This is a genomic window from Mucilaginibacter frigoritolerans (assembly GCF_007830615.1).
GTDB lineage: Bacteria > Bacteroidota > Bacteroidia > Sphingobacteriales > Sphingobacteriaceae > Mucilaginibacter > Mucilaginibacter frigoritolerans.
Window position 1 is genome coordinate 71713 of record NZ_VLLI01000002.1, and the last position, 12162, is coordinate 83874.

Sequence of the window (12162 nt, forward strand, 5' to 3'; positions counted from 1 at the left end):
GTGTTTAAATGATAGACGACAAGGTGGATACTTTTAGCCTAAACCCAATCAGCCCGAATTAATGGAAACCTTCTCCACAAATTCGGGCTGACTCTTATCTATTATAGATTCTTTTCTGAATATCTCTCTCAATCAAAATTAACACCACCGTAGGTAGAGCGGATACTCACCTGCGATTCTGATCCTTCTTTACCAAAATGGCCCTTAAAGTTTTTGGTTGGACCGGGATGTTTGCTGCCATCGGCAGGGGTTTTGCTGGTGATGGTCACTTTATCATCGCTAAAATTAAAACCACCATAGGTAGTGGTAATATCAAAATCAAAGTTGTTAGTGCCTGGTACTCCTAAAGATACGGTAGAGTAAGATGAGCTGATGTTTAGTTTTTTAAAGGAATTAGCCAACTGATCAATCTTGAAACCACCAACATATGACAGATCCATGTCGGCTCCGCCCTTCAACCTGCCCAATTTAAATGAGCCATAGCTTAAATCAGCTTTAAGGTTGTTGCATTCTTCAATATTAACGCTGCCGTATGAAAAATCAAGGCGGGCACCATTAATAGAATTAATATTCAAACTGCCATAACTTCCATCAATTTCATTAGCCGGATTGGTCAGATTTTGTGCAGATACACTACCATAAGATGAGCTGATCTTTACTTTTCCACTCAAAGTAGGCAATTCCATCGATCCATAACTTTCTTCAACATCCAGATCCGTTCTGGATGGCATGTATACTGTGTAATTGATAGTTAGCTTCCTTACTTTATTTTTGCCCATATTAAACAGGCTCCACGAGCTGTTGTTGCGTCCAATTTCTGTCTTGAAAGAAACTATATCCCCATTTTTACCATCGCTTATCTGCACGCCATCCAATAATTTCTGGGCGTCATCATCAGAGGCTGCTTCGGCCTTAATCTCCACATCAACTTTTACCTCGTGTTTGTCCCAGGTGCTAACGGTAATTTTTCCATATTGGTTGCTGAGCCTTATTTTATCATTCCCATCAATAGGATAGCTTTTAGAATAAGTTTTTACTTTCTCCCTGCCACTTTGTTCATCCGTAGTATTATCACTATTGCTGCCTGAAGAGCTATAACTCCAACTGCTCCCGCTTGAGCTGATATTTACATCAGGGTTTACATCAATACTGATATTGTTGGCCAGGTTATTTAGCTGTAAACTTAATTTAGGGGCAACGTCATTTAAACTTATAGACAGATTTTTACCCAAATCCTTTAAACCTTCATTCAACGTTTTTTCCAATCCATCCAATTGCAGCTGCAAATCTTTTTCATTAACCGTTGCTTTTACCGATACAGATGGTTGTGTACTTACCGAAACGGAAACATTTTGTGCAAAACAAACCGTGTTTATGGCCATACAAGCTATAATAGCCGGCAATAACGTTTTATATGCTCTTGGTTTCATCTTTTTGCTCATTTTTCATTTTGTTAAACTGCTCAATTACATTCAATTGCTGGTTAAGCACTTCAGTTTGTATTTGCAGGTTGCGGATCATTGCATGTAGCACCCGTTCCTGGTTAGGACTGGTACTCAGCTCACTGTTTAATTTTTTATAAGTTGAATCCATTTTTGCTATTTGAGTGCTAAACTCTTCATACAATTGCGGATCGGATTTGGCTATCGATTTTAATTCAGAACGCTTACTCTCAATCATAGAGGTATATTCTACCTGTTGTTGAGCATAAATGGGATTAATTGCTGCCAGGTCAATGTGCGGCTTTTTTTCTGAGCGCAGATATGCTGCAAAGCCAACACCCATTACCACTATTACCGCCGCTGCAACACGCAATACAAAGCCCAATGAAAATGTTTTTGCCTCGGGCTTTTTTACTTCATTATATTGTGGGGGCAGGTGCATTTCAATTTTTGACCACAGATCTGCTGATGGTTCTAAATCATCAAATTCGCCCCGGCTCATCTCTATAAATTCTTCTAATCGCTTGCTCATGATGTTATCCCTTTATACTTTAAAATATCAATCAATTTTCTTTTTGCTCTCAAAAACTGGGTTCTTGAGGTATTTTCTGAAATATTCAGTACTTGTCCTATTTCTTCATGGTCATATCCTTCCAGCAGGTATAATGATATTACTAACCTGTATCCTTCCGGTAATTCCTTTATGGCCTCTTTAACCCGGGCCGCCTGGTATTGTATATCTTCATCATCCTCGGCCTCCTCATCGGCTATGTTTTCCAGCATGTCTCCCTCCATTTCAATAAGCTCCAGCTTGCGTTTACGCAGCATATTGATGGATCGGTTTACTACTATTTGTTTAAGCCAAAGCCCAAAAGTAGTATCCTGCCGGAAATCTTTTACCTTGTTAAATGCATCCAGGAATGCTTCCTGTAAAACATCCTCTGCTTCGGCAATATTTCCCACTATCCTAAAGGCAACGTTTAACATCGCTTTAGAATATAATTTATACAACTCATAACAGGCTTTTTTACTGCCTTGTTTACACTCAACCACCAGGTCGTAGTGCTTGTCAACATATACTGCTTCCAAATTTTGATCAGCTTGCATGTTATATGACGCCGTGTTTTTCAGAACGTTGCATGGGGCCGGGAAATTTCGGCATCAGGATTTAAGATTCCCGATTTATTTTAATTTTCAGAAACACCACATCTGTATTATATTTATCAGTTAAGTATTATTGCAAAACAAAATACTGGTTTTAAATGATTAAAAGACCCTTTTATACCGGCATTGGAATAATGATGCTGGTTACACTGCTAATTTATTCAAACCATTTCACCAATACTTTTCAGTTCGATGATTTTCATACCATAGTTAACAATGCTAATATACGATCGTTAAAAAATATTCCACGCTTTTTTAAGGATGGTAGCACCATGAGTGTATTGCCCCAAAACCAGGCTTATCGCCCGGTAACTGTAAGTTCCCTCGCTATTGATTACTGGCTCGCCGGCGATTATTATCCTTCCTATTTTCAGGCATCTACCTTTATCCTGTTTCTTTTACAAGGGCTACTGATGGTTTTGCTGTTTAAAAAGCTGTTTGATAAATCACTCAGCAATAACCATAATACTTACCCGGCTATTATTGCCGCTACCTGGTATATGCTGCACCCGGCCAATGCCGAAACAGTAAATTATATTATCGCCCGTGCCGATGTACAATCAACCCTGATGGTTTTGCTGGCATTTGTGCTGTACATTTATTCGCCTTTTTGCCGTAAAACATTTTTATACCTGCTACCGGTGGGAATAGGCGCCCTATGTAAGCCGCCAGCAGTGATGTTTGCTCCCTTGTTATTTTGCTACCTGCTGCTGTTTGAACAGGAGTTAGGTTTTACAGATCTGTTTAAAAAAACAGCATTAAAGCAAGTTTGGACTGTGTTTTTAAAAACAGTGCCCTCTTTTATTTTTTGCGCCCTGCTGTATGTTTGGATTGATAAAATGACACCCAACACCTGGGAGCCGGGTGGTACATCGCCCATGCAATATTTCATTACGCAGCCTTTTGTGATACTGCATTATTTCTGTGAGTTCTTTTTGCCAACATCCCTAAGTGCCGATACCGATTGGACGCTATTACCCTCTATTGGGGATGTGCGCTTTTTTGCAGGTTCACTATTTATTGTGTTAATGATTGTTGCCGCTTTTTATACAGCTAAAAACAAAAGCACCAAGCCCATCAGCTTTGGTATTATCTGGTTTTTTTTAGCACTGCTGCCAACCTCCAGCATTATACCCTTGGGCGAAGTGTTGAACGATCACCGTATGTATTTCCCCTTTGTGGGTTTAGTGATCAGCGTAAGTTGGACGGTGGTATTATTGCTTCGCGAATATGGCAAGCAGATTAATAAACGATTAATAATTGCCTCCGTTATACTGCTGTTTGCGGCTTATGGTTATGGCACCTATCAACGTAATAAAGTGTGGCATACTCAGGAAAGCCTTTGGCGGGATGTTTCTATAAAAAGCCCTTTAAACGGGCGCGGTTTAATGAATTATGGGGTTGCCTTAGTGACCGCGGAAAAATACGCTGAAGCGGAAAAATATTTTCAAAAAGCCATGCGTATTACTCCCGACTACGCACTTTTATACACCAATATGGGCTATGTTAAAGAAAAAGAAGGACAGCTTCAGCTTGCCGAAAACTATTACAAAGCTGGTATCCAGCTGGGCAATAAAGTTCCTGATACATACTATTTTTACGGGCTTTTTTTAATACATCAACTGCGTTACAGCGAGGCAGAACCTATACTATTACAGGCTGTTAAGCTATCGCCATTGTATTTGGCTCCGCAAATTCAGCTAATGAATATTTACAGCAAAATGATTCGCTGGAATGACGTAGTAGATATGGCTAACCAAACCCTGCACATTGCACCCGGAAATGCAGGTGCCCTAAGCTATTTACGTTTGGCCATTCAAAAACGCAACGAACTGGATTTGGAAGGGGAAAAAATCAAAAATGCCCAATCCTTTGAAAAATACCTGGATCTGAGTCTTAAAAATTATCAGTCGGCCCGCTATGTGCAAAGCATCGGTATGGCACAGCAAGCCTTAAAAATCAGCCCATCATCGGCCGAAGCTTATAATAATATAGGTGCGGCATACATCAAACTAAAACAGTATCAACAGGCAGATACCGTACTCCGAGCCGCATTACAATTAAGGCCCAACTTTAAGCTTGCCAAAAATAACTTGTTGCAGGCGCAGCAAGGCTTAGAGGATGCAGGAATAAAACCAACAGGACTTACCGCAGCAGATTTTATTGATATTAGCTTGATCTGTTTTAACCAGGGGCTGTTTAAGCAGTGTATTATCAATTGCAATTATGCTTTGGAGTTACAGCCCAACTATCCGTTGGCCTATAACAATATCTGCGCAGCTAATAATCAGCTTCATCATTGGGATGAGGCTATTGCAGCAGCAAAAAAGGGCTTGCAATTAAAGCCAGACTACGAAGTTTTGAAAAATAACTTAGCAGTGGCAGAAAAAGGCAAAAGCGGGAGGGTGTCTCAATCCATTTTGAAGTAAAACACGCCAATATCAGACTTAGCGCTCGTTATTACCGGTTTTAACAATTGCAACCCGGTAGTTAACATAGCGGCTTTTATTTTACTGATCTCTTTATCGGCTCTGATTCGTTGCTTTGCTGTTGAAAAATCGATAGAGTTAAGGTTATATTCAACTGTTTTTGATAAGCCGTGTTTTTTTAACAGCAGGAAAAGGTTTTCGGCATTAAAATAGTTCATGTGCGGGCTGTGGAAGTTAAATTGCCACAACCTGTTCAAGTAAGAATTTACACCCAGTTTATGTAACAGCATTGCAGTTTGGTAAAAGAAACCATCACTCATAGGCAGGTTGATAATTAGCAGACCATCATCTTTTAAGTCGGCTTTTAGTGAGATAATTAGCTCATCCAAATCGCGGATATGCTCAAAAACATCATTAAAAATAATAAAGTCGTAGCCCTCTTCGCGCTTAATATTGATATCGGGGTAAAACCCATAAAATACATTCAGGTTGTTTTCTATATGATATTCCTGATGTGATTTTTCGGGTTCAATGCCAATACAGTCTATCCCGTGTTCCTGGCAAACCTTTAGCCACCAGCCATTACCAGTACCAATTTCAAGGCCCTTAATATTTTTACCTTTTAAATCGATAAGCGATTTTATGATCACCTCAAAGTTTTCAAAACGGAGCTTTTTTAAACCAACCTCACGGCTGCCCAGTTCCAGGCTCGATTGAAAAGAGAAATCAAAGCTGGCATTAGAAGTATACAAGCCACACTCCGGGCATTTATATACTTGATGCTTTAGCTCAAATTTTAGTTTTGATAGGTTGCCGCAGGCCGGGCAGGTAATAGTATCCATATACAAACAAGTGGTTAAACTATTAATTGCCTATATGCTTTTCTTCTTCGGCTTTTTCCATTTTTTCTTTCAATATAGCCAGCTCCTGTGTAAGGCGGGTAATGCTGTGCTGCGCTTTAGAACTCACTACCGACAGGTGCAACAAATAAACCAGGATAATGAAGATAAAGCCGGTAAATACCAGGTTAGGCGGTTCAAACACGCCAAACAGTTTCGACATTACATCCAGTCCACCGCGCCAAAAGGAAAACAGGATGAGCACAAAGGTGCAGATGCACCAAACAATGGCGTATTCCTCGCGCAGTTTACCTTTAATAATGAGTCTTGAAATGTAGGCTATAAATAAAATATTAATAGCGATGGTAATGAGTTGTATCCGGGCCATATTAATAAGGTTTACGAATAAATATAAATAACATGCTGATAGTTACTTTAACACAATAATACAACGATGCAAAGTTACGGATGGATGATTGGCCCGCCAGTCTTTCTTTCATGGTTACCGGTACTTCCTGTACCGATAATCCGGCTTTGGAAAAAATCACTAAGGATGCCGGTTCAGGGTATTCGTCCGGGTATTTGGTGCAGGCCAATTCTATCGCCTTTTTATCAAATAACCTAAAGCCTGAAGTAGTATCATAAATGCTTTTACCGGTCAGGATTCTGTTTAACCAGTGAAAATACCTGATGCCTATTCTGCGTGCAAATGATGATTTAAAGCCACCTTCATCCAAAAAACGCGAGCCTATAACTACATTTACTTTTGTTTTTTCGTGAAGTTCAATCAGCTTATGCAACTCGGCTGGCGGATGCTGACCATCGCCATCCATCTGTACGGCTATATCAAAACCATTGTCTTTTGCATACAAAAAGCCTGTTTGCACCGCACCGCCAATGCCCAGGTTAACCAGCAGATCTAACAAAACAACAGGATATAGGCCGGCAACCAATTTGGTATCGTCTTTTGAGCAATCATTTACAACGGCAATTTCCATTTTGTAGTGATACGGCAACTTCAGTAGTAATAACTGCTCCAATAGTAATGGGAGTGAGTTGCCCTCGTTATAACATGGAATAATGATCAGAATTTTTTTACTCATTGCCCTGCAACCCGCTTCATCAGGTTTCTAATGCTAATATATCAGGTGATTCTCTTTTTACGATGGAAAAATATTTTTTGCAGTAAAATTAGCACAATAACAGTTTATGCAGCATTTGAAATATACTTCACCAAACTTCTTTTAGCCACCGGCAATAAAGTTTGCTCCAGCGGGAAAGCAATATCGCTATGCACATAATAAACTGCCGGATTGGGCAGGTATTGGTTGCGGCGGATCAGGTCGAGTTTTATAGTTTCGGGAGTAAGGGTGATGCTTTCTTCGTAGGTATCAATAAAAATAATATTAATACCGCGGTATTTATCGTCCTTGTTTTCAAACAGGGTTATTTGAAATTCATAAACCTGGTTCGTTCGGATATTGCCATTACGCAGTGAGAAATAACCATGATAAGGCAGCAGCGGAACAATACCAACAGGGTCAATGTTGAGCCTGCTTTCTACAAAATCATAAATCTCTTTACCGGTTTGTATAGCCGGATCCATTTTTTGAAGGGCAAAATTGATAATGGATTCTATTTCACGCATAGAGCTATCATCATCCACAATTTTTTGGTAGGTGAGCTTAACGGCATCAATATCAGCCTTGGTTAAACGCTGCGGAAAGGCCTGTTGCAACATGGTTTTATTCTTTTTAAAATACAGCAGGTTGTTATAATGAAAGATGAGATCAGTAAGGTTTGGATATAGCTTGCTTTTGTCAAAATGGCGGTTAATTTCCTGCAGATAATCGAGCAGGATGTATTTTTTATACTCAAAATCAATTGAACCTTCAATAAACCAGTTTTTACTTAACTCTTTCATTTTTTCAATTATCCTTTCAGTGCTTAAATTAAACAAAAAACAGCAATTTTGCAATATGCCCTTAGGAACCCTTTATTTAATCCCCGTACCGCTTGCTGAAGAAGCCGCGGTCAAATCTTTTACGCCGTATTTGGTTGATACCATTAACAGCATTAAAGAATACATTGTTGAAAATGAGAAAACCGCCCGCCGGTTTTTGAAAGAAGCCGGATTAAAAACCCCGCAAAGCGAACTGATTGTTCATGATTATGGCAAACATAATCGCGAAACCGGCACCGCTGAATTTTTTAAAGGTTTACAAGCCGGTAATAGTGTGGGCCTAATGAGTGAAGCTGGCTGTCCCGGCATTGCTGATCCGGGTGCCGAAATTGTTGAAAAGGCACATAAAATGGGTATAAAAGTAGTTCCATTGGTTGGCCCAAGCTCTATCCTGCTGGCGCTAATGGCATCAGGCTTTAATGGGCAAAGCTTTACTTTTTATGGCTACCTGCCTATTGATAAAGTTTTACGCACCAAAAAAATAAAAGAGCTGGAAAGTATTGCCGAGCGACAGGATCAAACACAAATATTCATCGAAACCCCATTCCGCAATAATTCATTGCTGGATGATATTTTGAAAACCGCCAATCCCAAAACACGTTTATGCATAGCTTGCGACTTAACCGCTGCTACCGAACTGGTGCAAACCAAAACCATTGCCGACTGGCAAAAAAAGGTGCCCGAGCTGCATAAAAGACCATGTATTTTTCTACTCTTCCATCGTTAATACTGAATGAATATTTCTGAAACGCATACCAAAGTACTCATTGTTGGCGCGGGCCCTTCAGGCCTCATGATGGCTGCACAATTGCTGAGGTATGGCGTTCAGCCTATTATTATTGATACCAAACTTGGACCTACCGATGAATCGAAGGCATTGGCAGTACAGGCCCGGTCATTAGAAATTTACCGCCAGATGGGGGTAATTGATCGCATTCTGGAAGGTGGTAAACAAGCGGAAGCCGTTTCTTTTAATCGTGCCGGAAAACAGTTGGCCAAACTACAGTTCAGCCACGTTGGCGAGGGGCAAACCATGTTTCCGTTTATTCACCTGTATCAGCAAAGCAAAAACGAAAGGCTGCTGCTTGAATTTTTAACGCTTAATTGCTGCCCTGTGTATTGGCAAACCCATTTAATCTCACTAAAACAAACTACAAACTTTGTAGCAGCAGAATTGCAAAATGGTAACAGTACACTGTCCCTGCAATGTGATTATGTGGTTGGGGCCGACGGCGCACATAGTACCGTGCGCAAACAATCAGGCATCCCCTTTAGTGGCGATACCTATCAACATGAATTTTACCTGGCGGATGTTGAGTTAGATAATGACGAACTAAACGGTAACGAAGTGCAGCTATACCTGGAGAAAAAAGGATTCTCTGCCTTTTTTCCCATGCCGGAAGCTAATCGTTACCGGGTAATCGGCAACCTGCCTGATGGCCTTGAAAAAAAAGGAGATCTGGCGATTGAAGATATTTTACCTTGTTTAAAAGAGATCAGTGGTTTAGCTATAAATATTACCCGCAATTATTGGTTTACTACTTACCGGCTGCATCACCGCATGGCAGATAAATTCAGGGAGCAGCGTTGTTTTTTAGTGGGCGATGCGGCCCATATCCACTCGCCGGTTGGTGGGCAGGGCATGAATACCGGTTTGCAGGATGCCTATAATTTAGCCTGGAAACTGGCAGGTGTGGTAAATAACCAGTTGAAAACAGCTGTATTGGATAGTTATGCTGCGGAGAGGATGCCTGTTGCAAAAGATTTGCTAGGCACTACCGACAGGGTGTTTAGTTTCATTATGTCGGGTAGTGTTTTATCCAATATATTTAAAAAATGGCTGCTGCCCGTAGTGCTTAAATGGATTTGGAGCAAGGAAAACATCAGAGAAGAATTTTTTAAACGGGTATCGCAAATTGGAATCAGTTACCGGGATAGCGCTATAAATTTAAATATAAGTCAAGCCACCCAAATAAAAGCGGGCGACAGGCTACCTTACCTGAAAGTATTTGACGAAAAGAAACAACTCGAAACTGATCTGCACGAATGGTGCAGCAAGCCCGGTTTCACCCTGATTGTTTTGGGTAAATTTGCAGAACTCGATCTGTTTACCCTGGCTAAATGGATCACCCAAAATTATCAATCGGCACTTAATTTCTTTTACCTGCCGCCATCAGCAAAAAACCAGCATGTATTTGATGCTTTTGAACTAAAACCCAATCAGGCCAAATCATTAATTGTACGCCCCGATATGTACATAGGCTTTATGAATGATAAGGTGGATATGGTTTTGATGGATAACTATCTGAAAAATGTGGTAGGGCTGAATTAGTACTACCTCACTACCAATACCCAACCCGAATATTTGTGCCCGTTTTTAAGATCAATTAAATAATAATAGGTGCCAACTGGTACGTTTTTGTTATTATAAGTTCCGTTCCATGCTTTGGAGTAACCGGTGCTGGCAAATACCAAACTCCCGTAACGGTCAAAAATCTGTGTAACTGATTCCGGGTAAGTATCAAGCGCTGTAATATCCCAGGTATCATTTATCCCATCGCCGTTTGGTGTAAAGGTGTTTGGAATCGTGATTTCTTTGTAAACCCTTATAAACACATCAGCCGTGGCATCATCGCCGCAACCCACTGTTGACGTTACATGCAAAGTATACGTTATATCAGCGGGTGGCGTAGCGACTGGATTAAGTACCGTGGTACTGCTTAAATAAGTATCCGGTGTCCAGTAATAAGTTACGTCTGTTCCTTTTGCCGTTCCGTTAAGCGTTACGGATTGCCCCTGGGTTATTTCTTTATTTGCCCCGGCATTAGCTACTGGTTTTTTAAGCACATTTATCATTACCGTGTCCGTAGCGGTACAGGCGTTGGTATTGCTAACCGTAACCACATAAGCCGTTGTATCTGTTGGGCTCGCTACGGGATCGGCTATAGTCGGGTCTGATAAACCCTTGGTTGGCGACCAACTATAACTCGTTCCTCCGCTGGCATTCAGGGTGGTGTTATCCCCCTGGCAAATCGTTACATCAGTTCCGGCATTGGCTACAGGTTGGGCATATACATTAACGGTTACTGCTGCGCTTGAAGAGCAATTGCCCGAGGTAACAATTACCGTATAATCTCCGGCAGCGGCCGCAGTTATATTATCTATTGATGGATTTTGTATAGATGATGTAAATCCGTTGGGCCCGGTCCAACTATAACCTGTTCCGGTTGATGCTGTAAGGCTTAAAGTATTGCCAACACATAAAGGTGTATTTGCCGTGGCGGTTGAGGATGGGGTATCATCAATAACGATGGTAAGTACATTAGAAACAACCCGGCAACTGGCCGAACCAATATTGCTGGCTTCGGCGCTGGCCAGCCGGTATTCATAAGTCCCCACAGTTGTAGGATCAGCAGTATAAGATAAAGAGGTTGCTCCCGGAATATCTGTCCAGCTGGTACCATTATTAATTTGCCATTGGTAAGCCGGGCTTGTATAACCACTTACCGGTGCAACAGTTAAGGTATATGGTGTTGTTTGACCTGCACATGAAGTTATGGAGCTTAATGACGATGAACTAAAACCGGCAACAAGCGATGGGCCATATGGCCTGAAGGTAATATCATCCAGCGCCAGGTCATTAGCAGGCGCCCCACCATTGCTGTTATTGGTCATTTTTATAATAATGTTAGATGTATTTGCCGGAAGGGTAAAGTCAAATACAAACTGTATCCATTTAAAGGCATCTTTTCGTTGGGCAATGGGCCCGGTATCATAACTTTGTATAACCGTACCGTCTGTGGTTTCAATGGAAAAAATAATATCCGGCGGACTCAAATCACTATATCTTAACAGATTCCCCATCCAGGCGCCAAACTGGTAGGTTGTTCCACCGCATAAACCATCCACTTCCCTTTTATAAAAATAATCTGTTTTTGAAACGCTGGCATTCACCACCATCATATAACCACCTGTATTTCCGGTATGATCAGTAGTTGTCCACCAAACATTAGGGCTATTGGTTGTACTTTCAATGGTATAATAACCATCACTAGGGAAATCAGCAGAAGTATAAGTGTAACTGGTTGAACCTGAATCGGCAGGTAAAGCCCCAGAGTGTGTGGCAGTACCCGAACCAAATGTAATATCAACAACCGGATCACCCAGGCTTTGTGCAAAGCTGTTGTTTATATTTAAACAGAGCATTAATACAATAGTTAATAATAAGGCTTTGGCTATGTTTTTACTTTTTTCCATTTAGTTATATGGGGAGCAATAGTTTAATGCAATTCATAAAATAGGTGCCTGCACTTACATACAGACAC

The 12162-nt window shown here is 40.9% G+C and carries 11 protein-coding genes; 3 read left to right on the top strand and 8 right to left on the bottom strand.

The genetic code is table 11. From position 1 onward, the window contains the following. Positions 1–128: 128 nt before the first annotated feature. Genes JN11_RS03750 through JN11_RS03760 form a run of 3 tightly spaced genes read right to left on the bottom strand, consistent with a single transcriptional unit; the run spans position 129 to position 2549 of the window. Positions 129–1430: a DUF4097 family beta strand repeat-containing protein gene (locus tag JN11_RS03750; RefSeq protein WP_144909781.1), complete on the bottom strand. Its 1302-nt coding sequence runs from the start codon at positions 1428–1430 to the stop codon at positions 129–131. Then, a complete protein-coding gene (locus JN11_RS03755; protein WP_144909783.1) occupies positions 1411–1974 on the bottom strand; it encodes a hypothetical protein in 564 nt (187 codons plus the stop codon). Before JN11_RS03755 ends, JN11_RS03750 begins: the two co-directional genes overlap by 20 nt. Beyond that, positions 1971–2549 (bottom strand): RNA polymerase sigma factor, encoded by a 579-nt coding sequence (locus JN11_RS03760; RefSeq protein ID WP_170227684.1) that lies wholly within the window; start codon positions 2547–2549, stop codon positions 1971–1973. The genes JN11_RS03755 and JN11_RS03760 overlap by 4 nt, the downstream gene beginning before the upstream one ends. A 155-nt stretch (positions 2550–2704) precedes the next feature. Between JN11_RS03760 and JN11_RS03765 the strand changes: the two genes are divergently transcribed. Beyond that, complete coding sequence (locus tag JN11_RS03765; protein ID WP_144909785.1) at positions 2705–5035, top strand: tetratricopeptide repeat protein; 2331 nt, start codon at positions 2705–2707, stop codon at positions 5033–5035. On the opposite strand, the gene JN11_RS03770 is transcribed toward JN11_RS03765, so the two are convergent. The 4 genes from JN11_RS03770 to JN11_RS03785 form a co-directional block, all read right to left on the bottom strand. Further along, complete coding sequence (locus JN11_RS03770; RefSeq protein ID WP_144909787.1) at positions 5017–5877, bottom strand: class I SAM-dependent methyltransferase; 861 nt, start codon at positions 5875–5877, stop codon at positions 5017–5019. The two genes, JN11_RS03765 and JN11_RS03770, sit on opposite strands and share 19 nt — an antisense overlap. Positions 5878–5899: 22 nt before the next feature. Next, complete coding sequence (locus tag JN11_RS03775) at positions 5900–6262, bottom strand: DUF2304 domain-containing protein (protein ID WP_144909788.1); 363 nt, start codon at positions 6260–6262, stop codon at positions 5900–5902. A gap of 1 nt (position 6263) precedes the next feature. Beyond that, positions 6264–6977, bottom strand: coding sequence for a glycosyltransferase family 2 protein (locus JN11_RS03780; RefSeq protein ID WP_144909790.1), 714 nt, complete (start codon positions 6975–6977; stop codon positions 6264–6266). A gap of 104 nt (positions 6978–7081) precedes the next feature. After that, the gene (locus JN11_RS03785) at positions 7082–7798 is read right to left on the bottom strand and encodes a hypothetical protein (RefSeq protein WP_144909792.1); all 717 of its coding nucleotides are present in this window, start codon (positions 7796–7798) and stop codon (positions 7082–7084) included. Between the two features lie 55 nt (positions 7799–7853). On the opposite strand from JN11_RS03785, the gene JN11_RS03790 reads away from it, so the two are divergent. Further along, entirely contained in the window at positions 7854–8564 is a 711-nt protein-coding gene (locus JN11_RS03790; RefSeq protein ID WP_144909794.1) for an SAM-dependent methyltransferase, read from the top strand. Between the two features lie 6 nt (positions 8565–8570). Then, positions 8571–10169, top strand: a complete 1599-nt coding sequence (locus JN11_RS03795) for an FAD-dependent monooxygenase (protein WP_144909795.1) — start codon at positions 8571–8573, stop codon at positions 10167–10169. A gap of 2 nt (positions 10170–10171) precedes the next feature. On the opposite strand, the gene JN11_RS03800 is transcribed toward JN11_RS03795, so the two are convergent. Next, the gene (locus JN11_RS03800) at positions 10172–12094 is read right to left on the bottom strand and encodes a gliding motility-associated C-terminal domain-containing protein (protein WP_144909797.1); all 1923 of its coding nucleotides are present in this window, start codon (positions 12092–12094) and stop codon (positions 10172–10174) included. Between the last annotated feature and the right edge of the window lie 68 nt (positions 12095–12162).